The following is a 22,867-nucleotide window of genomic DNA, read 5'->3' as shown; positions in this document are numbered from 1 at the left end:
CGAGGAAAAACAAGATGGATCTTCCCCTGGAGCAGGGCCTTTACGACCCCGCCAACGAACATGACGCCTGTGGTGTTGGCTTCATTGCACATATCAAGGGCAACAAGACGCATGAGATCGTCAATCAGGGTCTCGAAATTCTGAAGAATCTGGACCACCGGGGTGCCGTGGGTGCCGACCCGCTGCAGGGTGACGGCGCCGGGATTCTGATCCAGATTCCGGATACGCTGTTCCGCGAAGAAATGGCCAAGCAGGGCGTCACCCTGCCGCCGGCCGGCGACTACGGTGTCGGCATGGTCTTCCTGCCGAAGGAGCACGCATCCCGTCTTGCCTGTGAGGACGAAATCGAGCGCGCAACCCGCGCCGAAGGTCAGGTCGTGCTCGGCTGGCGCGACGTGCCGACCGATCCGGCCATGCCGATGTCCCCGACCGTCAAGGCCAAGGAACCGGTGATCCGCCAGGTCTTCATCGGCCGTGGTCCCGACGTGATGGTCACCGACGCCCTCGAGCGCAAGCTGTACGTGATCCGTCGCCGTGCCGCCAACGCCATCGCCGCCCTCAAGCTGAAGCACTCCAAGGAGTTCTACACGCCGTCCATGTCGGCGCGGACCATCAACTACAAGGGCCTGCTGCTCGCCGACCAGGTCGGCCTGTACTACAGCGATCTGCAGGATCCGCGCTGTATCTCCGCGCTGGCTCTGGTGCACCAGCGCTTCTCGACCAACACCTTCCCGACCTGGCACCTGGCCCACCCGTTCCGTTACATCGCCCACAACGGCGAAATCAACACGGTGCGTGGCAACTACAACTGGATGCGTGCCCGCGAGAAGGGCACCCAGTCTCCGCTGCTCGGCGAAGACCTGCAGAAGCTGTGGCCGCTGATCTATCCGGGGCAGTCCGACTCCGCCGCCTTCGACAACGCGCTCGAACTGCTGGTGATGAGCGGCTATTCCCTGGCCCACGCGATGATGATGATGATTCCCGAAGCCTGGGAATCCCACACGCTGATGGACCAGAAGCGCCGTGCCTTCTACGAATATCACGCGGCCATGATGGAGCCGTGGGACGGCCCCGCCGCGGTGGCCTTCACCGACGGTCGCCAGATCGGCGCGACCCTCGACCGTAACGGCCTGCGTCCCGCCCGCTACCTGGTCACCGACGACGATTACGTCGTGATGGCTTCCGAGTCCGGCGTGCTGCCGATCCCCGACGAGAAGATCGTCAAGAAGTGGCGTCTGCAGCCGGGCAAGATGTTCCTGATCGACATGGAGCAGGGCCGCATCATCGACGACAAGGAAATCAAGGAATCCCTTGCCGCCGCCAAGCCCTACCAGGAATGGCTGTCCCGCATCAACATCAAGCTCGACACCTGTGCTGCGCCCGTCAGCGTTGCCGCCCCTGAGTGCGCAGCTTCCCTGCTGGATCGCCAGCAGGCTTTCGGCTTCACCCAGGAAGACGTCAAGTTCATCCTCGAGCCGATGGCCAAGACCGGCGAAGAGGGCACCGGCTCGATGGGCAACGACAGCCCGCTGGCTGTGCTGTCCGCCAAGGCCAAGCCGATCTACAGCTACTTCCGTCAGCTGTTCGCCCAGGTGACCAACCCGCCGATCGACCCGATCCGCGAACAACTGGTCATGTCCCTGGTGAGCTTCGTCGGCCCGCGCCCGAACCTGCTCGGCATCAACGAGATCAACCCCCCGTACCGCCTGGAAGTCACCCAGCCGGTGCTGACCTTCGCCGACATGGCGAAGCTGCGCGAGATCGCCCGTTACACCGAGAACAAGTTCCGCTCCGCCGAACTGGACATCTGCTACCCGCTGGCCTGGGGCAAGGAAGGCGTCGAAGCACGTCTGGCCTCCCTGTGCGCCGAAGCCGAGAACGCAGTGCTGGAAGGCTCCAACATCCTGATCGTCTCCGACCGCAAGGTCAGCGCCGAGCAGGTGGCGATCCCGGCCCTGCTGGCCACCTCCGCCATTCACCAGCACCTGGTCACCAAGGGCCTGCGTACCCGCACCGGCCTGGTGGTCGAAACCGGCTCCGCCCGTGAGACCCACCACTTTGCCGTGCTGGCCGGCTATGGCGCCGAGGCGGTGCACCCCTACCTGGCCCTCGAAACCCTCACCGAGATGGCCCACGGTGATGCCGAGACCGCCGAGAAGTACGTCAAGCACTTTATCAAGGCCGTCGGCAAGGGCCTCATGAAGGTCATGTCCAAGATGGGCATCTCGACCTTCATGTCCTACACCGGCGCGCAGATCTTCGAGGCCATCGGCCTGAAGAAGTCGCTGGTCGAGAAGTACTTCACCGGCACCGCTTCCCAGGTGGAAGGCATCGGCGTGTTCGAGGTGATGGAAGAAGCCATCCGCCTGCACCAGGCCGCCTTCAGTGCCGATCCGGTGCTGGCCAACGCCCTCGATGCCGGTGGCGAATATGCCTTCCGGATCCGTGGCGACGAGCACATGTGGACGCCGGACGCGATTGCCAAGCTGCAGCATTCCACCCGCAGCGGCAAGTTCGACACCTACAAGGAATACGCCAAGATCATCAACGATCAGAGCAAGCGCCACATGACCCTGCGCGGCCTGTTCGAGCTCAAGCCCATCGGTGCCCCGGTGCCGCTGGAAGAGGTCGAGCCCGCCAAGGAAATCGTCAAGCGCTTCGCCACCGGCGCGATGTCCCTCGGCTCCATCTCCACCGAGGCCCACACCACGCTGGCGATCGCCATGAACCGTATCGGCGGCAAGTCGAACACCGGCGAAGGCGGTGAAGATCCTAAGCGCTTCATCCCCATCTCCAAGCCCACCAAGCTGTCCGAGCTGATCGGCGCAAATCGTATCGAGCGCGACATCGAGCTGAAGGTCGGCGACAGCCTGCGTTCCTCGATCAAACAGGTGGCATCCGGTCGTTTCGGCGTGACCACCGAGTACCTGGTCAACGCCGATCAGATCCAGATCAAGATGGCCCAGGGCGCCAAGCCCGGCGAAGGCGGCCAGCTGCCCGGCCACAAGGTCTCCGAGTACATCGGCTTCCTGCGTCACTCCGTGCCGGGCGTCGGCCTGATCTCGCCCCCGCCGCACCACGACATCTACTCCATCGAGGATCTGGCCCAGCTGATCCACGACCTGAAGAACACCAACCCGAAGGCCGACATCTCCGTCAAGCTGGTGTCCGAAGTGGGCGTCGGTACCGTGGCGGCTGGTGTGGCCAAGGCCAAGGCCGACCACGTGGTGATCGCCGGTCACGATGGTGGTACCGGTGCGTCCCCACTGTCCTCGATCAAGTACGCCGGTTCTCCGTGGGAACTGGGCTTGGCTGAAACCCAGCAGACCCTGGTCCTCAACCGCCTGCGCAGCCGCATCCGCGTGCAGGTTGACGGCCAGATCAAGACTGGCCGCGACGTCGTCATCGGTGCGCTGCTGGGTGCCGACGAATTCGGTTTCGCCACCGCGCCGCTGGTCGTCGAAGGCTGCATCATGATGCGCAAGTGCCACCTCAACACCTGTCCGGTGGGTGTGGCGACGCAGGATCCGGCTCTGCGCAAGCGCTTCTCCGGCCAGCCCGAGTACGTGGTGAACTACTTCTTCTTCGTTGCCGAGGAAGTGCGCGAACTGATGGCCCAGTTGGGCGTCCGCAAGTTCGACGAGCTGATCGGTCGTGCCGACCTGCTCGACCTGAAGGCCGGCATCGAACACTGGAAGGCGCGCGGCCTGGACTACAGCCGCATCTTCCACCTGCCGAACGTGCCCGTCGACGTGCCGCGTCTGCACACCGAAGTTCAGGACCACAACCTGGTCAAGGCCCTCGACAACCAGCTCATCGAGCTGGCCAAGCCGGCCCTTGAAACCGGTGAGAAGGTTTCCTTCGAAGTGCCGGTGCGCAACATCAACCGCACCGTCGGCGCCATGCTGTCTGGCCGCTTTGCAGCCAAGTACGGTCACGCCGGCCTGCCCGACGACACCGTGCATATCCGCCTCAACGGCACCGCCGGCCAGAGCTTCGGGGCTTTCCTGTCCCGCGGCCTGACCCTCGAGCTGGTGGGTGAAGGCAACGACTACGTCGGCAAGGGCCTGTCCGGTGGCCGCATCATCGTGCGCCCGGCACCTGGCTTCAAGTGCGACACGCCGAGCAACATCATCATCGGCAATACCGTGCTGTACGGTGCGACCGAAGGTGAAGCCTACTTCGCCGGCGTCGGCGGTGAGCGTTTCGCGGTGCGTAACTCCGGCGCCACCACCGTAGTGGAAGGCGTGGGCGACCACGGCTGCGAGTACATGACCGGCGGTACCGTCGTGGTGCTCGGCATGACCGGTCGCAACTTCGCCGCGGGCATGTCCGGCGGCGTGGCTTACGTCTTCGACGAGGACGGCACTTTCGAAGGCCGCTGCAACATGGCCCAGGTGGCCCTGGAGCCGGTCGAGGAAGAACTCGCCGCCCGTCAGGGCTCCGAGGCCGGCGACGACCTCGAAGGCCACGGCCGTGTCGACGTACGTCACCTGGGCATGGCCGATGAAGCCCTGCTCAAGCTGCTGATCGAACGTCACGCCACCTACACCGGCAGCGAGCGTGCCAAGGCCATCCTGGCCGACTGGGCCGCCTACCGCTGCAAGTTCGTCAAGGTGATGCCGCACGAATACCGTCGCGCGCTGGCCGAGATGGCCGCGCAACAACAGAAAGAACTGGAGGCCGCGTAACAATGGGCAAGCCAACTGGATTTCTCGAGTACCAGCGTCTTTCCGAGGCCTATGCCCCGGTCGAGCAGCGTCTCAAGCACTACAAGGAATTCGTCGCTCACCTGAGCGACGAAGATGCAGCCAAGCAGGGCGCCCGTTGCATGGACTGCGGCATTCCGTTCTGCAACAACGGCTGTCCGGTGAACAACATCATTCCCGACTGGAATGACCTGGTTTACCGTGGCAACTGGAAGGAAGCGATCGAGGTTCTGCACTCGACCAACAACTTCCCGGACTTCACCGGCCGGATCTGCCCCGCTCCCTGCGAGGCGGCCTGCACGCTGAACATCAACACGGATGCGGTGGGTATCAAGTCGATCGAGCACGCAATCATCGACAAGGCCTGGGAAAACGGCTGGGTTGTACCCCAGCCCGCCGCCACCAAGACCGGCAAGAAGGTCGCCGTCGTCGGCTCCGGCCCGGCCGGCCTGGCTGCGGCCCAGCAACTGGCCCGCGTCGGCCACGACGTGACGGTCTTCGAGAAGAGCTCGCGCATCGGTGGTCTGCTGCGCTACGGCATCCCCGACTTCAAGCTGGAGAAGTCCGGCATCGATCGTCGCGTGGCCCAGCTGGAAGCCGAAGGCGTCACCTTCCGCACCAAGGTGTGCGTCGGCGCGAAGCCGGGTGCAACCGGCATCAACGATGACGCCGTCGAGGTGGTCTCCGCCGAGCAGCTCCAGTCCGAGTTCGACGCGGTGATCCTCGCCGCCGGTTCCGAAGTGCCCCGTGACCTGCCGGTTCCGGGACGCGAGCTGTCCGGCATCCACTTCGCACTGGAATTCCTGATTCCGCAGAACAAGGAAGTGGCGGGCGACGACAAGAACCCGATCTCCGCTACCGGCAAGCACGTCATCGTGATCGGCGGTGGCGACACCGGTTCCGACTGCGTCGGCACCTCCAACCGTCACGGCGCCACGTCCGTGACCCAGTTCGAAGTGATGCCCGAGCCGCCGAAGGAAGAGAACCGTCCGCTGACCTGGCCGTACTGGCCGATCAAGCTGCGCACCTCGTCTTCCCACGAAGAAGGCTGCAGCCGCGAGTTCGCCGTGTCCACCAAGGAGTTCATCGGTGAGAACGGCAAGGTCAAGGCCTTGAAGACTGTCGAACTCGAATGGAAGGACGGCAAGCCGACCGAAGTGCCGGGTTCCGAGCGTGAGCTGCCGGCTGATCTGGTGCTGTTCGCGATGGGCTTCACCAACCCGGTGGCGTCCCTGCTCGAAGCCTTCGGCGTCGACAAGGACGGCCGTGGCAACGCCAAGGCCACCACCGACGGTGAGGGCTGCTACGCCACCAACGTGCCGAAGGTCTTCGCTGCCGGTGACGTGCGCCGTGGCCAGTCCCTGGTGGTGTGGGCGATCCGCGAAGGCCGTCAGGCCGCCCGCGAGGTCGACACCTTCCTGATGGGCAGCAGCGTCCTGCCGCGCTGATCCGCAAGGCATCAAGCAAAAAGCCTGGGGTGACCCGGGCTTTTTGCATTTCTGGGGAGCGCTTTCCTGCCGGAGCGCGCGCCTGTGGGGGCGAATTCATTCGCCCACGGACGCTGTTCAACCGACTGCGGGCGAATGAATTCGCCCCCACAAGAGAAAGGAGAGAGCCCTGCTGATGGGCTCCCTGTCCCGATATTTCTGCTGTTTCAGTTCAGCCCCAGCAGATTCACCGTGTGGTGGCCGATCATCCATTCCTCGTTGGTCGGCACCACCAGCACCTCCACCTTGCTGTCCTTGGCGTGGATGCGCGTCGCGTGGCGCTGGTTGGCGGCCGTGTAGAGGCGCAGGCCGGTCCATTCCAGCCATTCGGCGATGCGCGCGCGCACCGGTGCAGCGTGTTCGCCGATGCCGCCGGTGAACACCAGTGCATCCAGCCCGCCAGCGGCCATCGACAGGTGGCCGATCATGCAGGCGGCGCGATAGCAGAACAGCTCGACGGCTTCCTTCGCCGATTCCTCGTCGGAGTCGAGCAGGGCCCGCATGTCCTGGCTGAGGCCGGACACGCCGAGCAGGCCGGACTGCTTGTAGAACAGGTTGCTGAGGGCCTTGGCGTCCATGCCCTTCTGCTCGATCAGATGCAGGATCACGCCGGGATCGAGCGAGCCGGTGCGGGTGCCCATCATCAGGCCGTCCACCGCGGTGAAGCCCATGCTGGTGTCGCGGCTGACCCCGTCGCGCAGCGCGCACATGCTGGCGCCGTTGCCCAGGTGGGCGATGAGGATCGGTCCGCAGGCCTTTTCCTCACCCAGCAGGTCGGGCAGCTGGCGGGATACGAACTCGTAGGACAGGCCGTGGAAGCCATAGCGCTTCACCCCTTCGTTGTAGTACGAGCGGGGCAGCGGGAAGCGGGAGGCGACCGGCAGGCGGGTGCGGTGGAAGGCCGTGTCGAAGCAGCCGACCTGGCGCACGTTGGGCATCAGCGTGAACAGGGACTTGATGGCCCGCAGGTTGTGGGGCTGGTGCAGCGGGGCGAGGGGGATCAGGGTTTCCAGTTCGCTGACGACGTCAGGTGTCAGCACGACCGGTGCGCCGTAGTGGTCGCCGCCATGCACGATACGGTGACCCGCGGCGATGATGTCCACTCCGGGCGTGTGGCGGTTGATCCACTCGAATAGGAATTCCAGCGCCAGGCGGTGCTGGCCGTTCTGATCGGTGCCGTCCGGCACCGTCAGGCCTTCGGCGAAGCGCTCGCCGGTGCTGCTGTCCACCGCATGCATCAGCGGTTCGGCGCCGATGCCTTCCACCTGGCCGGACAGGCGTGGCCGGTCGGCCAGCTCGGGGATCATCGGGAAAAGGGCGAACTTCAGGCTCGACGAGCCGGCATTGAGAATCAGGATGGCTTTCACAGGCGGACTCCCTGGCGGCGTTTATGGGCCATCAGCTGCGCGATGGCGCAGGAGGCGGTACGGGTTTCGGCGGTATCGGCACGGCTGGTCAGCACGATGGGTACCCGGGCGCCCAGCACCACACCGGCCATCAGAGCATCGGCGAGGTATTCGAGCTGCTTGGCCATCATGTTGCCGGATTCCAGGTCGGGCACGATGAGGATATCGGCCTGGCCGGCCACCGCGGAGCGGATGCCCTTGGTCTTGGCGGCGACCAGCGATACGGCATTGTCGAAGGCCAGCGGGCCGTCGAGCAAGCCCCCCTTGATCTGCCCGCGGTCGGCCATTTTGCACAGGGCGGCGGCGTCGATGGTGGAGCGGATCTTTACATTGACGGTCTCGACGGCAGACAGGATGGCCACCTTGGGTTCGGGCACGCCCATCATGATCGCCAGTTCGATAGCGTTCTGGATGATGTGTACCTTGTCCTCGAGGCTGGGTTCGATGTTGATTGCGGCGTCGGTGATCAGCAGTGGGTGCGGGTAGGTCGGCACGTCGGCCATGAAGACATGGGAGATGCGCCGCGAAGTGCGCAGTCCGGTCTCCTTGGCAACGACCTCGCCCATCAGTTCATCCGTGTGCAGGGATCCCTTCATCAGCGCCTCGACCTCGCCGCAGCGGGCCAGGCGGACGGCGATCTCGGCCGAGGCGTGGCTGTGGGGCGCATCGACGATGCGAACGCCGTGCAGGTCGAGACCTTCCTGTTCGGCCACCTCGCGGATCTTGCTCTCGGGGCCGACTAGCACCGGAATGACCAGCCCGGCGTCCCTGGCCTGCAGCGGGCCGCGCAGGGATTCCGTATCACAGGGGTGGGCCACTGCGATGGGAATCGGCTCCATGCCCTTGGTCAGCTCAAGCACGTGGAGGTAGCGCTGCTGGCGGTCGGAGATGGTGATCTCCGGCATGGCCATGCGCGGACGCTTGATCTTTTCGGTGGGGGCCATCACCTCGGCGGTGCCGTCGATGACCTTCAGGCCGTCCTGGTTGACGCACTGGCAGTCGAGAAGCAGGTGATGGTTGTGCTCGAAGCGCTGGGTACAGGTGATGGTGACGGTCAGCGTGTCGCCGATGGTGATCGGCCGCCAGAACTTGAGGGTCTGCGCCACATACACGGTACCGGGGCCCGGGAACTCGGTGCCGAGGATGGACGAAATCAGCACGCTGCCCCACATGGAATGCCCGACCACCTCGCGGAACTGGCTGGAGCGGGCGAACTCGGGGTCCACGTGGGTCGGATTCACGTCCCCCGACATCACGGCGAACAGGTGGATGTCTTCGGGGCGGAGTGTGCGGACCAGCTGGGCGGAATCGCCCACGGCAATTTCGTCAAACGTCCGGTTCTGGATGAAATCACGAGCGTCGATCATGGCGATATCCTGGTTTTTTGCATTGCAGCGCCTTGATTCTAACGAATGCGCATTGAAGAACTTTAGTATTAGATCAAAGGAATGTTGCGTCGCGTCAGTTGAAGGGCCAACGCTATCGGAGCATCCGAGAACTGCGCCGCAAAGCGGCAAATTTGAGCATGCTAGAATCCGCTCCAGCTTACATTCAAACTGCATCAGGAAACTCCATGGAAGTGATCGTTCTCGCCGCCGGACAAGGCAAGCGCATGCGTTCGGTGCTGCCCAAGGTGCTGCAGCCGCTGGCCGCCAAGCCTTTGTTGGCCCATGTGCTGGATACCGCGCGCACGCTGGAGGCGCGGCGCATCGTGGTGGTGTATGGCCATGGCGGCGAAGTGGTGCGCGAGGCACTCGATGCTCCGGATCTGGCCTGGGCGCGCCAGGATCCGCCCCAGGGCACCGGTCATGCCGTGCAGCAGGCAATGCCGCTGGTGGAGGACGGTGATGTTGCGCTGATCCTCTACGGCGATGTGCCGCTGATCGGCGTTCCGACGCTGCAGCGCCTGATCCAGGCCGCCGGTGCCGAGCGCCTGGCCCTGCTCACCGTCACGATGGACGACCCCACCGGCTACGGCCGCATCCTGCGCAACGCCGCTGGGCAGGTCACCCGCATCGTCGAGGAGAAGGACGCGACGCCCGCCGAGCGCACCGTCCGCGAAGTGAACACTGGCATCCTGGTTGCCCCCGTTGCCCGTCTGCGCGGCTGGCTGGCGGCCCTGAAGAACGACAATGCCCAGGGCGAGTACTACCTCACCGACATCATCGCGATGGCCGTTGCCGACGGCCTCGAGGTCGTCACCACCCAGCCCGATGCCTTCGAGGAAACCCTCGGCGTCAATAACAAGACCCAGCTTGCCGAGCTGGAACGCATCCACCAGCGCGGCATCGCCCGCCGTCTCACCGACGCCGGCGTCACCGTCATCGACCCGGCCCGCCTCGACGTGCGCGGCGAGCTGATCTGCGGCCGCGACGTGGAGATCGACATCAACTGCATCTTCGAAGGCCGTGTCGAGCTCGGCGACGGCGTGCGTATCGGTGCCAACTGCGTCGTCAAAAACGCGAAGATCGGCGCCGGCACCAGGATCGCCGCCTTCTCCCAGATCGAGGATACCGAGATGGGCGAGGTCTGCGTCATCGGCCCCTATGCGCGCACCCGCCCGGGCACTGTGCTCGGCAAGGACGTGCATCTGGGCAACTTCGTCGAGGTCAAGAACAGCGTGATCGCCGATCACTCCAAGGCCAACCACCTGGCCTACGTCGGCGACGCCGACATCGGCCGGCGGGTTAACGTCGGCGCCGGCACCATCACCTGCAACTACGACGGCGCCAACAAGTTCCGCACCATCATCGAGGACGACGTCTTCATCGGCTCCGACACTCAGCTGGTGGCGCCGGTCCGCGTCGGGCGCGGTGCCACCCTCGGCGCTGGTACTACGCTGGCAAAGGATGCGCCGCCCGAGCAGCTCACCGTGTCGCGCGCCAGGCAGCTGTCGATCCCCGGTTGGAAGCGCCCGGTCAAGATCAAGAAGGCCTGATGCCGTCCCTCATTTTCGGTCCGGCCACGCAGGCCGGGCAACTCTGAAAGGTTTCCGCTCATGTGTGGCATCGTCACCGCCATCGCCCGTCGCAACATCGTTCCCGTCCTGCTCGAAGGCCTGCGCAAGCTCGAATACCGCGGCTACGACTCCGCCGGCCTGGCTGTCCTTAAGCAAAACGGCACGCCCACGCTGCAGCGCCTGCGCGCGGTCGGGCGCGTCGCCGAGCTGGCGGCTCAGGCCGATGCCACTGGTCTTTCTGCCGAAATCGGCATCGCCCACACCCGCTGGGCCACCCACGGCGTACCCAGCGAGCGCAATGCCCACCCGCACATCTCCGGTGGCCTGGCAGTGGTGCATAACGGCATCATCGAGAACTTCGAGGAGTTGCGCGATGCGCTGCGCGCCAAGGGCTACGCGTTCACGTCCGAGACCGACACCGAAGCCATCGCCCACCTGCTGCACGACAAGCTGAAGACTCATCCCGACCTGTTCGATGCGGTGCGCGCCACCCTCGCCGATCTGGTCGGCGCCTACGCCATCGGCGTCATCAGCGAGATCGACCAGGGCCGCGCCATCGTCGCCCGCAAGGGCTCGCCGCTGCTGCTCGGCATCGGCGAAGACGGTCATTACGCCGCCTCCGACACCGCCGCGCTGCTGCAGGTCACCCGCAAGGTGGTGTACCTCGAAGACGGCGACGTGGCCGAGCTGCGCCTCGACGGCTACCGCGTCACGCGCCAGGACGGCACGCCGGTGGACCGCCCGGTACATATTTCCAGCCTGTCCGCCGATGCGGTCGAGCTCGGGAAGTACCGCCACTACATGCAGAAGGAAATCTTCGAGCAGCCCCAGGCGCTGGCCAACACGCTGGAGATCATCGCCGGCGGCGGCAGCGTGTCGCCGCAGCTGTTCGGCAGCGACGCGGTGGACGTCTTCGCCGCCACCCGCCGGGTGCTGATCCTCGCCTGCGGCACCAGCTATCACGCCGGCCTGGTGGCCCGTTACTGGCTCGAAGCCATCGCCAAGCTGCCGTGCTCGGTCGAGATCGCCAGCGAATACCGCTACCGCGAATCGGTGCCCGACCCCGAAACCCTGGTGGTCGTCATCTCTCAGTCCGGCGAGACCGCCGATACCCTGGCCGCCCTCAAGTTCGCCAAGGGCCTGGGCATGACCAAGACCCTGGCGATCTGCAACGTGCCGGAGTCCGCCATCGTGCGCGAGGCCGCGCTGCGTTTCATCACCCGCGCCGGTCCCGAGATCGGTGTCGCCTCCACCAAGGCCTTCACCACCCAGCTGGCCGCCCTGGCCCTGCTGACGCTGGCCCTCGCCAAGGTGAACAACCGCCTCTCCGAAGCCGATGAGGCCAGCCACCTGGCCCTGCTGCGCCACCTGCCGGTGGCCGTCGCCAAGGTCGTCGAGCTGGAGCCCGAGATCGAACGCTGGGCCCAGCGCTTCGCCGGCAAGCACCACGCCCTGTTCCTCGGCCGTGGCATGCACTACCCGATCGCCCTCGAAGGTGCGCTCAAGCTCAAGGAAATCTCCTACATCCACGCCGAAGCCTACCCGGCCGGCGAGCTCAAGCACGGTCCGCTGGCCCTGGTGGACAAGGAGATGCCAGTCATCGCGGTGGCGCCCAACGACAGCCTGCTCGAAAAGCTCAAGTCCAACCTGCAGGAAGTCCGTGCCCGCGGCGGTGAGCTCTACGTGTTTGCCGACGTCGGCTGCGAGATCGCCGAGTCGGAAGGCGTGCACATCCTCCACCTGCCTGAACACTACGGCCTGCTGTCCCCCATCCTCCACGTCGTGCCGCTGCAACTGCTCAGCTACCACGCCGCGCTGGTGAAGGGCACCGATGTAGACAAGCCGCGCAACCTGGCCAAATCGGTGACGGTGGAGTAAGGGGCGGGGATTATTCCGCGGCTCCGCCGGAGCTTTCACTCCTATGACAAAAACTTTTTCTTTCGCGAAAAAGATCTTTTGTCATATGAAAAACCCATTTTGCACATGAAGGAAAGATCCGGTGATATGGAAAAATCAGTCTTCCATGTGCCGGATTGATTCGGTGGCGCTACCAGATCGTTCATTCATGCCTCCAGCTGCTGCGGTGGCATGAATGAATGCTTATGTCGCATCACCCAATCTTCTCGTGGTGTGAAAAAAGATGTTTGTCATATGAAAAAAGGGATTTGTCACATGGCAAATCCTTTTTTTCATATGAAGGAATGAATCTCCAGTCACCTGGATTTACGGTATTCCGAGACCAGAACCCTTGCCTTGAGTCGCATGATGTCTTTCAGCATGCGTATTTTTCGACCATGCTCCTGATGCGCCAGATCATAGATCTGCTTTTTTAGCGTTTCATCGCAGGCTTCAGGAAAGCTCAAGGACCATTGAGTGAAATATGCGTCATAGCTGTCAATCGTCCTGATCAGCTCGAAGCGGAGCTTTTCCCGGCTTTTCGGTGGGATGGATGCCAGTATTTCTTCAATGTCGGCATCGTAATCATGGTTTCGCTGATTGTTCGGAACGGGGAAGTCGATGATCTGAGTCATGGGGCGTTCACCTGTTTATCGATTCGAGCAAGACAGAGCGCGCTTTCGTGATGCGTACGAACTGCTCGTGACTGCCGCCGACGTCGGGGTGCGCTTTCTGGGCAAGCTTTCTGAAAGCGGCATTGACCTGACTTGGCTCGAGCGTCCCCTCCGCAGGCAGATTCAGTACCGCGCGATGTTCCCGCTCGTCCACGGGGTGGCGCTGGCCATGGTTTCTGCCGTGCCGCCCGGAGAAGCGCGCAAATTCCTCGTTCATGCGTTGCTGGGCGGCACGGCGCATGTTCAGCGATGCGTACCGCAATGCCGCCTGGTCGTCTTGCCAACGCTGGCGTGACATGACGATGCAGGCCGCAAAGGCGATTCTGCCGTGGGTCTCGAGCTCGTCCAGGCTGAATGGCCCGACCATGTCGAACGGTTCGTCCAGCCATGCCTTGCGGCCAGTGGTGTTGACCTCGACGCGACCGAGCGTTGCCGTGGTGACCAGGCCGTGCTCCCCATTCCAGATGACCCATTCGTCGTCACCTGTCGTGCTGTAGGCGTCATGCATGCCTGGCCTCCCGGACATGGCTGTCGCGATATCGATAGGGCCGCGCGCTGCTGCAAGACGCGCGTTTGCCCCATGCGGCTGTGCCGGAGGTAGCCGGATATGTGGGGTGAATTGAAGGAAACACGACAAAAACCGCCCGTTTGAACCTTGTTTCCAACGGGATTGCAAATAGCGCACCAAGCATTGCCTGCCGCGTCGGTGTGCGCAGCGAGGTCGGGCACGGCAGCCAGTTCTGGGTCGAGATTCCGTTGATCGCGGCGGACCCGGCCGCCCTGCCGCAGTCCGACGCGAAGCTGGACATCGCTGCTTTCCAGTGGCTGAGCGGCGTGCGGGCGCTGGTGGTGGACGACAGCGAGATGAATCTCGACGTCGCCTTCAACATCCTGCAACGCCAGGGCGCCGAGGTGAGCCTGTGCATGAACGGGCAGCAGGCGCTGGACTGGCTGGCAACGCACGCCCCGGCGGTCGATATCGTGCTGATGGACATGCAGATGCCGGTGATGGACGGTTTCACGGCTACCCGGCACATGCGGGAAGACGCCCGGCTGAACCGGATCCCGGTCATCGCCTTCACGGCCGGGGCGCTGGCCAGCCAGAAGGAGCAGGCGCTGGCGTCCGGAGCTTCGGCCTTCCTGACCAAGCCTGTCGATCCGCAACAATTGATCGCCACCATGCGGGCCGAACTGGAGCGCCGTACCGGCGTGCCGCCGCAAGCCCGGCTGCTCGACGCGCAGGACTTCGCGGCTGGGCAGTGCTTCGACGCGCTGGCGCCGGCCTTGCGCGCCCATATCGGCGCTACACTATTCGACGAGTTGGCCGGCCGCATGGCCGAGCTGGACTTCAAGGGCGCCGGCCTGTTGCTCGGGCCCTATGGAGCCGGGGAAAAAGACCTGCCGCCATGACCACCAAGCCGTTGATCCTGATCGTCGACGATGCGCCGAGCAATGTGCAGGTGCTGGCCCATATCCTGTCCGACCGCTGCAAGGTCAGCTTTGCGTTGTCCGGCGAACAGGCGCTGGACATCGTCACCCGGAACCTGCCCGAACTGATCCTCCTCGATGTGCAGATGCCCGGCATGGATGGGTACGAGGTCCTGCGTCATCTGAAGGGCGATCCCGCCACCCGCGACATCCCGGTCATCTTCGTGACGGCGATGAACGACTCGGCCAGCGAATCCGCGGCCCTCGCCGCCGGCGCGATGGATTTCATCCACAAGCCGATCAACCCGGACGTGGTGCGCGCGCGGGTTGACGTGCAGCTGGCCCTGCGCGTCAAGGAACGGGCCCTGAAGCTCTACAACGACAACCTGGAGGCCCTGGTCGCCGAGCGCACCAAGGAACTCCGCAAGGCCCAGCTGGCGGCCGAGGCCGCCAGCGTCGCCAAGACCCACTTCCTCGGCAACATGTCCCACGAGCTGCGCACGCCGCTGCATCAGCTGTCGGCGATGATCCATCTGCTGCAACGGACCGAGCTGTCGGACAAGCAGAAAAATCTGGCGGACAAGATGGTGCCCATCCACAAGCGGCTCATCGATCTGGTGGACGGCATTCTCAAGCTGACCGAACTGGAGTCGCGGGCCATCGTGCTGCGCGAAGATCCGTTCGATGCGGGCGCCGTGGTGGAGGAGGTCGTCGCGGTGAATCAGGAACGGGCAATGGCCAAGCAGTTGCAGCTCGTTGCCGATGCGGAGGCGCTGCGCGATCTGGTGGTGATCGGCGATGCCGGCAACCTGCGCCTGGCGCTGCAATGCTACGTCCACAATGCCCTCACCTTCACCGAAAAGGGCTCGGTCTGTGTCGTCGCGACGCTGGAGGCCGAAGCGCAGGACGCGGCAGGCGGGCCGGCCGCCGTCACCTTGCGTTTCGAGGTGCGCGACACCGGCATCGGCATTCCGGCCCCGGCCGTGCCACGACTGTTCAGCATCTTCGAGCAGGTGGACAACTCCCCGACCCGGCGCTTCGGCGGCAGCGGCATCGGCCTCGCGACGGTGAAAAAGCTCGCCGAAGCGATGGGCGGCAGTGCCGGCTGCAGCAGCGAGGAAGGGCAGGGGAGCACCTTCTGGTGCACGATCCGGGTCCGGCGTGCCGCCGGGGTCATTCGTCCTGGTTCTGTTTGACGTCCTTGCCCAGCAGGTATCCCGCGATGGCTCCGAACAGGCCGACGATGGGCGTGAGTTGCTCGTTGCTGTAGCCGGTAACGAGCAACAGGGCCGAGAAGCCGAGGATGGTGATGATGCCGAAGACGCGCAGGATTTGTGGCGCACTGGCGGCGGAGCGCCATAGCAGCACGGATGCCATGATGAGCGCGAAGCAGCAGAAGCCCAGCACGCCGATGACCAGAAACTTCACCAGCTCCGTGGACCATGGCTGCATCCACTGCGCTTGCTGGGCCTGAGCAGGAATATGCATGGTCACGCCGGCCGGGGCGAGCGGGATGATCCGTTTCATGACCTGAGAACAGACAGTCGTTACGGAGGCACAAGTCCGGAGCGACGGCGGCCTGCCCTGTCTGGATGGCTTGCCCGGATATCAACAGATATGCCTCACTGTTGCGCGCAAACCAACAGCGGGTGGGGAGCATGTGGTGCCGCCGTGCCTGCGGGCAGACCCGGGTGGCTGCAGTCTTGCCCGCTGCCCGGCGGAAACCCCGGGGCAGGCGTGCGTCGTGCTGGGGGAGACGTATGGGTGGCGCGAATTTTGCGCTGACAACGGGCTGTTTTCCGTCAGTCAGAACAAGACAAGGTCTCCGCCCATGATGCCTCGCGCGCGCCGCTTTCCGTTCAGCCTCCTCGCCCTCAGTCTCGCCTCGGCCTTTGCCGGCTCCGCCGCTGCCCAGCAGGCTCCGTCCAAGGGGGACGGTGCCGTCGATCTCGACACCGTCATCGTCACCGGTACCCGCGCCAAGGGCCGCACCGTTGCCGCCTCCCTGTCGCCGATCGACCAACTGAGTGTCAGGGACCTGGAGGGCACCGGCTCATCCGAACTGGCGACCGCGCTGGCCCGCCTGCTGCCGTCGCTGAATTTCCCGCGTCCGTCGGTCACCGACGCCACCGACTCGGTGCGTCCGGCCCAGCTGCGCGGTCTGTCGCCCGACCAGACCCTGGTGCTGGTCAATGGCAAGCGCCGCCACACCACCTCCATTCTCAATTCCAGCGGAACCCAGGGCCGCGGTTCGGCGCCGGTGGATCTCAACGCGATCCCGCTGTCGGCGGTCGAGCGCATCGAGGTGCTGCGCGACGGTGCGGCCGCCCAGTACGGCTCCGACGCCATCGCCGGCGTCATCAACATCGTCCTCAAGCGCGGTGCCGAAGGCGGTGGGGTGGAAGCGTCCTACGGCAAGTACAAGGAAGGCGACGGCATCCAGAACAAGCAGAGCGTCAATTTCGGCGTGCCGCTGTCCGACCGTGGCTGGCTGCGCGTCAGTGCCGAGAAGCGCGAGCAGAACTCCACCAACCGCGCTCTGCCCGACTACCGCAACCCGCTCGAGCCCCTGTACGGCCAAGTCAGCCAGCGCTTTGGCGACCCGGACAGCGAGCAGTCCTCGGTCTTCCTGAACGGCCAGCTGACCATCAACGACGACGTGGAGGCCTACGTCTTCGGCAACTATGCCAGCCGCGATACCCATGCCGCCGGTTTCTACCGCCCGGCGCTGGACAGCCGCAACATCCGGGCCATCTACCCCAACGGCTACCTGCCGATCGAGGCCAGCAACAGCCTCGACCAGTCCTTGGTGGCCGGCCTGCGCGGCACCACCGACGGCGGCTGGCGCTGGGATGTGAGCGTCAATCACGGCACCAACCGCTATCGCCTCAACATCGAGAACTCCCTCAACACCAGCCTCGGCGCCGCCACGCCGACCCGCTTCTTCGACGGCGAGCTGGAAAACACCCAGACCCTGATCAACGCCGACTTCGCCAAGGAGTACGTGCTCGGCTGGCTGGCCGGCCCGTTGACGGTGGCCTGGGGCGCCGAGTCGCGCAATGAGAAATACGCCATCTCGGCCGGCGATCCGGATTCCTACTTCGGCACCGGCGCCCAGGTCTTCTCCGGCTTCCGGCCGGCCGATGCGGGCACCCACAAGCGCGACAGCAAGGCGCTGTACCTGAACCTGGAAGCCGACATCACTAAAAAGTTCAGTGGCTCGGTGGCCCTGCGCGGCGAGAACTACTCCGACTTCGGTGACGCCACCTCGGCCAAGCTGGCCGGCCGCTATGCCGTGACGCCAGCGCTGGCCGTGCGTGGCACCGCCTCCAACGGCTTCCGCGCGCCGTCCCTGGTGCAGCAGTACTACTCGACCACCACCACCAGCTTCATCAGCAGCGTGCCCTACGACGTGCGCACTTTCGCGGTCAGCGATCCGGTGGCGCGCCAGCTCGGCGCCGAAAAGCTGAAGGCCGAGAAGTCCAACAACTTCAGCCTGGGCCTGCTGTTCCAGCCGAGCAAGGTCTTCACCACCTCCATCGACGCCTACCAGATCGACGTCAAGGACCGCATCGCGCTGTCGGAAAACTTGACCGGCGTGGCGGTGCGCAACTTCCTCGCCGCCAACGGCTATCCCAACACCGACGGCGGCCGCTACTTCACCAATGCCATCGACACCCGCACCCGCGGCATCGACCTGGTCAGCACCTACCGCCTCGACCTGGCCAGCCGCGGCCGCGTCGATCTGAGCCTGGGCTACAACTACAACACCACCGACATCACCCACATCGCCGCCAACCCGGCGATCCTCGCCCAGAACGGGCTGGCCGTGCAGCGCGTCGGCCGTGCCGAAGTCGGCCGCATCACCAAGGGCTCACCCAACGACAAACTGACCCTTGGCGCCGACTACGCCTGGAATGCCTGGGGCCTGCGCGGCCAGCTGACCCGCTACGGCGAATTCACCGCCTACCATGCCAGCAACCCGGCCCTCGACCAGACCTTCAGCGCCAGTTGGGTACTCGACGTGGCGGCCAGCTACAAGCTCAAGCAATGGACCTTCACGGCCGGCGTGGACAACCTCACCGACAAGTACCCCGACCGCCTGACCGCCGCCACTACGCCGAACACCGTGCTGCCCTACAGCCAGAGCTCGCCCTTCGGCTTCAACGGCCGCTTCACCTACGTGAAGGCCGGCTACAGCTGGTAAGCCGGCCGGAGGAAGTCCTGCGGGTCCGGCCCGACCCTGTGGGGGCGAATCCACTCGCCCTCTGTCCCTTCAATGATGTTTGCGGGCGAATGAATTCGCCCCAACGGATCACCGCCATGTGCCAGCTGCTTGGCCTGAACAGCAACCTGCCCACCGACATCTGTTTCTCCTTCACGGGTTTCCGGGCCCGTGGCGGAGAAACGGACAAACATGCCGACGGCTGGGGCATCGCCTTCTTCGAGGAGGGCGGCGTGCGCGTGCTGCACGACCCGCAGCCGGCCTGCTCGTCGCGGCTGGCGGCGCTGGTGGCGGATCACCCGCTGCACGCCACCACCATCATCGCCCACATCCGCAAGGCCACCATCGGGGCGATCCGGCTGGAGAACACCCATCCCTTCTCGCGCGAACTGTGGGGCCGCCAGTGGGTGTTCGCCCACAACGGCACGCTGCTCGATTTTTCGCCGGCCCTCGAAGGGCGTTTCCGGCCGGCCGGCACCACCGACAGCGAACTCGCCTTCTGCTGGCTGATGGAAGGGCTGCTGCGCCGCTTCGGCGACACCCCACCGGAACGGCTGGCCCTTTTCGAATGGCTGCAAGGGGCAGCCGTCGCACTGACCCGCTTCGGCGTCATCAACTTCCTGCTGTCCGACGGCGATCTGCTGTTCGCCCATAGTTCCACCCGCCTGAGCCACGTGACGCGGCAGGCACCGTTCGGTGACGTGCACCTGGTGGATGCCGACCTTGGCGTCGACCTCGGCCGCAGTCTCGATCCGGCGACCCGCACCGTCATCGTCGCCACCGTGCCGCTCACCGACAACGAGAACTGGGTGGCGATGCCGGCTGGCAGTCTGTGGTGCTTCCAGGCCGGCGAACTGGTCGCGATGGCCCCGACGCGGGCCGGCAAGGTGCCGCTGGCCACCGACGATTGCGTGTAAGCCTTTCTTCCAACGACTCCCCTGCGAGGATCCATGCCCCCCTATCTACCCCCGCCCGGCCTCGATGCCGGCGCTGACCTGGTTGCCGACAAAGGCAAGAAGGCGCCCACTGACCGCCGCCGTTTCCTGCAGGGCAGCTCGGCGCTGGCTGGTGGTGCCGTGGCCGCCACGCTGGCCGGACCCGCCCGTGCCGCCGGTGAAGCGCTGCCGGTGCCGGCCTGGACGCGTACCCAGGGGCGGCCGGCGGCCGGTCCCTACGGCCAGCCGTCGGGCTTCGAGGGGCGGGTGATCCGCCGGGTCCGCGAGGGGGCCCAGCCGCCGTTTCCCACTGCCGCGTCGAGCCTGACGCCGCTGGCCGACATCTTTGGCACCATCACGCCCAACGGGCTGGTTTTCGAGCGCCATCACGCCGGCATTCCGGACATCGACCCGGAGCAGCACCGGCTGGTGATCCACGGTCTGGTCGAACGGCCGCTGTCCTTCAGCCTCAACGACCTGCTGCGTTTCCCGGCGGTGTCGCGGGTGCATTTCCTGGAGTGTGCGGGTAACAGCGGCAGCGAATGGCGGCCGGCGCGCAAGCTCACCGTGCAGTCCCTGCACGGCCTGCTGAGCTGCTGCGAATGGACCGGCGTGTCGCTCGGCACCCTGCTGCAGGAAGTCGGCGTCGCGCCGGAGGCCAAGTGGCTGCTCGCCGAGGGCGCCGACGCGGCGGCGATGACGCGCAGCGTGCCCCTCGACAAGGCCCTCGACGACGCCTTGATCGTCTACGCCCAGAACGGCGAGATGCTGCGCCCGGAGCAGGGCTACCCGCTGCGCCTGCTGCTGCCGGGCTGGGAGGGCAACATCAGCGTCAAATGGCTGCGCCGCCTCAAGCTCGGCACCGCGCCGTGGCAGAGCCGCCAGGAAACCTCCAAATACACCGACCTGCTGCCGGACGGCACGTCGCGCCAGTTCTCCTTCGTGCTCGACGTGAAGTCGGTGATCACCGGGCCGTCTGGTGGGCAGACCCTGAAGAGCCGCGGCCGCCAGCAGATCACCGGTCTGGCCTGGTCCGGCCACGGGCGCATCCGCCGGGTGGATGTATCCATCGACGGTGGCCGCAACTGGGAGGAGGCGGTGCTGCAGACGCCGGTGCTCGACCGCGCGCTGACCCGCTTCAGCCTGCCCTGGCTGTGGGACGGTAGTCCGGCGGTGCTGCAGAGCCGTGCGGTGGACAGCCGCGGCAACGTGCAGCCGACCCGCAGCCAGCTCATTGCCGCCCGCGGCACCGAGTCAGCCTATCACTACAACGGCATTCAGAGCTGGCAGGTCCTGCCCAGCGGAGAGGTGCACAATGTCCACATCTGAACGCAAGCCGCTGGCGGCCCTCATCGGCGCGCTGCTTCTGTCGTCCGTTCTGTCCGCCTGCCACAACCTGCCCGCGCGGACTCGTGAGCCCCTCGGCCTCGGCACGCCCGTCGACGCGGCCCAACTGGCGGCCTGGAATATCGACATCGATGCCGACGGTCGAGGCCTGCCCCCCGGCAGCGGCACGGTGGCCGCCGGCCAGCGTATCTATGAGACCCGCTGCATCGCCTGCCACGGGGTCGGCGGCCAGAACGGCATCGCCGATCGTCTGGCCGGCGGGCAGGGCAGTCTCGCCAGCAAGACGCCGGTGCGCACCGTCGGCAGCTTCTGGCCCTACGCCACCACGCTGTTCGACTACGTGCGGCGGGCGATGCCTTTCGACAGCCCCCAGTCCTTGTCGCCGGACGAGGTGTATGCGGTGAGCGCCTACGTGCTGCATCTCAACGGCCTGCTGCCGGCCGATGGGCGCCTCGACGCGGCCAGCCTGCCGCGCATCGTGATGCCCAACCGGGACGGTTTCAAGGTGGACGACCGGCCGGACGTGGTCGGCACCCGTTGCCTGAAGGATTGCGTGCCGGGGTCCTGAGGGGCCTCTCGACCGAGTCGGTCAGCACCTTTCCGTGCGGGCCGGGCAGCAGCGCTGTAACGGCGCTGCCCGGCCCGCAGCAGCAGGCGGGCCTCGGGTTTTCTTCAGGCGGTGGCGCCTTCTGCCACGTCGCCCTGGGTTTGCAGGAAGGCGCGTCGATAACTCGACGGGCTGACCCTGGCGACGCGCCGGAAATGGTGGCGGAAGGACTCCTCGGAGCCGAAACCGGCTTGCTCGCAGATCGCCGCGATCGGCACGTGGGGGGTTTCCAGCAGCTGCTTGGCCAGCGCCACCCTTTCCTGCAGCAGCCATTCGTAGGGCGATAGGCCGGTGGATTCTCGGAACTGGCGCTGCAGCGTGCGCGGACTCATGGCCGCCCGGTCGGCCAGCGAGGCCACCGTGTGCGGGCGATCCAGGTGCTGGCGGACCCAGTCGATGAGACGCGACAGGCGGCCGGATTCGTCGGCCGGCATCGGTCGTGACACGAACTGGGCCTGGCCGCCTTCCCGGTGCGGCGGCACGATCAGGCGCTGGGCGACGCGATTGGCCACCCGGCTACCGTAATCCCGTGCGACCAAGTACAGCATCATGTCCAGCCCGGCCGCCGAGCCTGCCGAGGTGAGGATCTGTCCGGCGTCTACATACAGGGAGTCGGCCTCGACCTGGATGGTCGGGAAGCGCCGCTTCATCTTGTCCGTGAAGCGCCAGTGGGTGGTGGCCCGCTTGCCGTCCAGCAGGCCCGACCAGGCCAGCACAAAGGCTCCCGAGCAGATCGAGCAGATGCGCGCGCCGCGCGCGTAGGCGGCGCGCAGCCCGTCCTGCAGCGCGTCGGGCGGTGGTTCGTCCGGGTCGCGCCAGCCGGGGATGATGATGGTATGCGCCTGGTCGAGAATCTCCAGCCCGTTGGGCGCCTCGAAGCGGATCCCGCCGCTGGCGCGCAGGGTCCCGCCCTCCGCCGAGCAGACCGCGAAGCGGTACCAGTCCACGTCCAGTTCAGGGCGTTGCAGATCGAATATCTCGGTCACGCAGCCGAATTCGAAGGTCCCCAGCCGGTCGTAGGCGACGGATACGACGAGTTTGTTTTTATCTTTTATTTTCATATGGATATGAGCAAGGCAGTGGCGCGATGTTGAGGTTAATTGTCCATTCCACCAATGCCATGCAGGAATCCTGCCAGGGATAATTCGGGCTTGTTTCGTTCGTCTCCAACGGATCTCCGTCAGCACCCCAAGA

16 protein-coding genes are annotated in these 22,867 nt (G+C 65.4%); 10 read left to right on the top strand and 6 right to left on the bottom strand.

Features of this window, described 5'->3' with window-relative positions; translation table 11 throughout:
- Positions 1-14: 14 nt before the first annotated feature.
- Together B4920_RS09585 and B4920_RS09580 are read left to right on the top strand one after the other, a co-directional pair.
- Positions 15-4,691 (top strand): glutamate synthase-related protein, encoded by a 4,677-nt coding sequence (locus B4920_RS09585; RefSeq protein ID WP_079434406.1) that lies wholly within the window; start codon positions 15-17, stop codon positions 4,689-4,691.
- Between the two features lie 2 nt (positions 4,692-4,693).
- The gene (locus B4920_RS09580; protein ID WP_079434405.1) at positions 4,694-6,157 is read left to right on the top strand and encodes a glutamate synthase subunit beta; all 1,464 of its coding nucleotides are present in this window, start codon (positions 4,694-4,696) and stop codon (positions 6,155-6,157) included.
- Between the two features lie 206 nt (positions 6,158-6,363).
- Here the strand turns inward: B4920_RS09580 and B4920_RS09575 are convergent, their stop codons facing one another.
- Positions 6,364-7,563, bottom strand: a complete 1,200-nt coding sequence (locus tag B4920_RS09575) for an acetate/propionate family kinase (protein WP_079434404.1) — start codon at positions 7,561-7,563, stop codon at positions 6,364-6,366.
- Entirely contained in the window at positions 7,560-8,969 is a 1,410-nt protein-coding gene (locus tag B4920_RS09570; RefSeq protein ID WP_079434403.1) for a bifunctional enoyl-CoA hydratase/phosphate acetyltransferase, read from the bottom strand. Before B4920_RS09570 ends, B4920_RS09575 begins: the two co-directional genes overlap by 4 nt.
- Before the next feature lie 206 nt (positions 8,970-9,175).
- Here B4920_RS09570 and glmU point away from each other — a divergent pair, with 206 nt between their 5' ends.
- Positions 9,176-10,540, top strand: a complete 1,365-nt coding sequence (gene glmU / locus B4920_RS09565; protein ID WP_079434402.1) for a bifunctional UDP-N-acetylglucosamine diphosphorylase/glucosamine-1-phosphate N-acetyltransferase GlmU — start codon at positions 9,176-9,178, stop codon at positions 10,538-10,540.
- Between the two features lie 60 nt (positions 10,541-10,600).
- On the top strand, positions 10,601-12,439 hold the full coding sequence (gene glmS / locus B4920_RS09560) for a glutamine--fructose-6-phosphate transaminase (isomerizing) (RefSeq protein ID WP_079434401.1): 1,839 nt from the start codon (positions 10,601-10,603) through the stop codon (positions 12,437-12,439).
- Positions 12,440-12,774: 335 nt separating this feature from the next.
- Here the strand turns inward: glmS and B4920_RS09555 are convergent, their stop codons facing one another.
- Together B4920_RS09555 and B4920_RS09550 are read right to left on the bottom strand one after the other, a co-directional pair.
- Positions 12,775-13,092, bottom strand: coding sequence for a hypothetical protein (locus B4920_RS09555; RefSeq protein WP_079434400.1), 318 nt, complete (start codon positions 13,090-13,092; stop codon positions 12,775-12,777).
- A 7-nt stretch (positions 13,093-13,099) separates the two neighbouring features.
- Positions 13,100-13,639, bottom strand: a complete 540-nt coding sequence (locus tag B4920_RS09550) for a molecular chaperone DnaJ (protein ID WP_079434399.1) — start codon at positions 13,637-13,639, stop codon at positions 13,100-13,102.
- 140 nt (positions 13,640-13,779) lie between these two features.
- Between B4920_RS09550 and B4920_RS09545 the strand changes: the two genes are divergently transcribed.
- Together B4920_RS09545 and B4920_RS09540 are read left to right on the top strand one after the other, a co-directional pair.
- Positions 13,780-14,541 carry a response regulator gene (locus B4920_RS09545; RefSeq protein ID WP_139379473.1) on the top strand — a complete coding sequence of 254 codons (762 nt, stop codon included), beginning with the start codon at positions 13,780-13,782 and terminating at the stop codon, positions 14,539-14,541.
- Complete coding sequence (locus tag B4920_RS09540; RefSeq protein WP_079434397.1) at positions 14,538-15,755, top strand: response regulator; 1,218 nt, start codon at positions 14,538-14,540, stop codon at positions 15,753-15,755. Before B4920_RS09545 ends, B4920_RS09540 begins: the two co-directional genes overlap by 4 nt.
- On the opposite strand, the gene B4920_RS09535 is transcribed toward B4920_RS09540, so the two are convergent.
- Positions 15,733-16,086, bottom strand: coding sequence for a hypothetical protein (locus tag B4920_RS09535; RefSeq protein WP_079434396.1), 354 nt, complete (start codon positions 16,084-16,086; stop codon positions 15,733-15,735). The genes B4920_RS09540 and B4920_RS09535 overlap by 23 nt on opposite strands.
- Before the next feature lie 304 nt (positions 16,087-16,390).
- Between B4920_RS09535 and B4920_RS09530 the strand changes: the two genes are divergently transcribed.
- The 4 genes from B4920_RS09530 (at position 16,391) to B4920_RS09515 (ending at position 21,634) form a co-directional block, all read left to right on the top strand.
- Positions 16,391-18,766: a TonB-dependent siderophore receptor gene (locus tag B4920_RS09530; protein ID WP_079434395.1), complete on the top strand. Its 2,376-nt coding sequence runs from the start codon at positions 16,391-16,393 to the stop codon at positions 18,764-18,766.
- A gap of 89 nt (positions 18,767-18,855) precedes the next feature.
- Complete coding sequence (locus B4920_RS09525) at positions 18,856-19,701, top strand: class II glutamine amidotransferase (RefSeq protein ID WP_368664715.1); 846 nt, start codon at positions 18,856-18,858, stop codon at positions 19,699-19,701.
- Positions 19,702-19,734: 33 nt separating this feature from the next.
- Complete coding sequence (gene soxC, locus B4920_RS09520; protein ID WP_079434394.1) at positions 19,735-21,048, top strand: sulfite dehydrogenase; 1,314 nt, start codon at positions 19,735-19,737, stop codon at positions 21,046-21,048.
- Positions 21,035-21,634, top strand: coding sequence for a c-type cytochrome (locus tag B4920_RS09515; protein WP_079434393.1), 600 nt, complete (start codon positions 21,035-21,037; stop codon positions 21,632-21,634). Before soxC ends, B4920_RS09515 begins: the two co-directional genes overlap by 14 nt.
- Before the next feature lie 104 nt (positions 21,635-21,738).
- Here the strand turns inward: B4920_RS09515 and ftrA are convergent, their stop codons facing one another.
- Positions 21,739-22,734, bottom strand: coding sequence for a transcriptional regulator FtrA (gene ftrA, locus B4920_RS09510; RefSeq protein WP_079434392.1), 996 nt, complete (start codon positions 22,732-22,734; stop codon positions 21,739-21,741).
- Positions 22,735-22,867 lie beyond the last annotated feature (133 nt).

The sequence above is a fragment of the Zoogloea sp. LCSB751 genome (genome assembly GCF_002028455.1).
Taxonomy (GTDB): domain Bacteria; phylum Pseudomonadota; class Gammaproteobacteria; order Burkholderiales; family Rhodocyclaceae; genus Zoogloea.
This window is presented reverse-complemented; position numbering and strand designations above follow the sequence as displayed.

What these genes read in the sequence shown, in the direction of transcription:
- B4920_RS09585 (WP_079434406.1), top strand. Translation starts at nt 15, where the DNA reads ATGGATCTTCCCCTGGAGCAGGGCCTTTACGACCCCGCCAACGAACAT.
- B4920_RS09580 (WP_079434405.1), top strand. Translation starts at nt 4,694, where the DNA reads ATGGGCAAGCCAACTGGATTTCTCGAGTACCAGCGTCTTTCCGAGGCC.
- B4920_RS09570 (WP_079434403.1), bottom strand. Translation starts at nt 8,969, where the DNA reads ATGATCGACGCTCGTGATTTCATCCAGAACCGGACGTTTGACGAAATT.
- glmU (WP_079434402.1), top strand. Translation starts at nt 9,176, where the DNA reads ATGGAAGTGATCGTTCTCGCCGCCGGACAAGGCAAGCGCATGCGTTCG.
- glmS (WP_079434401.1), top strand. Translation starts at nt 10,601, where the DNA reads ATGTGTGGCATCGTCACCGCCATCGCCCGTCGCAACATCGTTCCCGTC.
- B4920_RS09555 (WP_079434400.1), bottom strand. Translation starts at nt 13,092, where the DNA reads ATGACTCAGATCATCGACTTCCCCGTTCCGAACAATCAGCGAAACCAT.
- B4920_RS09550 (WP_079434399.1), bottom strand. Translation starts at nt 13,639, where the DNA reads ATGCATGACGCCTACAGCACGACAGGTGACGACGAATGGGTCATCTGG.
- B4920_RS09540 (WP_079434397.1), top strand. Translation starts at nt 14,538, where the DNA reads ATGACCACCAAGCCGTTGATCCTGATCGTCGACGATGCGCCGAGCAAT.
- B4920_RS09535 (WP_079434396.1), bottom strand. Translation starts at nt 16,086, where the DNA reads ATGAAACGGATCATCCCGCTCGCCCCGGCCGGCGTGACCATGCATATT.
- B4920_RS09530 (WP_079434395.1), top strand. Translation starts at nt 16,391, where the DNA reads ATGATGCCTCGCGCGCGCCGCTTTCCGTTCAGCCTCCTCGCCCTCAGT.
- B4920_RS09525 (WP_368664715.1), top strand. Translation starts at nt 18,856, where the DNA reads ATGAATTCGCCCCAACGGATCACCGCCATGTGCCAGCTGCTTGGCCTG.
- soxC (WP_079434394.1), top strand. Translation starts at nt 19,735, where the DNA reads ATGCCCCCCTATCTACCCCCGCCCGGCCTCGATGCCGGCGCTGACCTG.
- B4920_RS09515 (WP_079434393.1), top strand. Translation starts at nt 21,035, where the DNA reads ATGTCCACATCTGAACGCAAGCCGCTGGCGGCCCTCATCGGCGCGCTG.
- ftrA (WP_079434392.1), bottom strand. Translation starts at nt 22,734, where the DNA reads ATGAAAATAAAAGATAAAAACAAACTCGTCGTATCCGTCGCCTACGAC.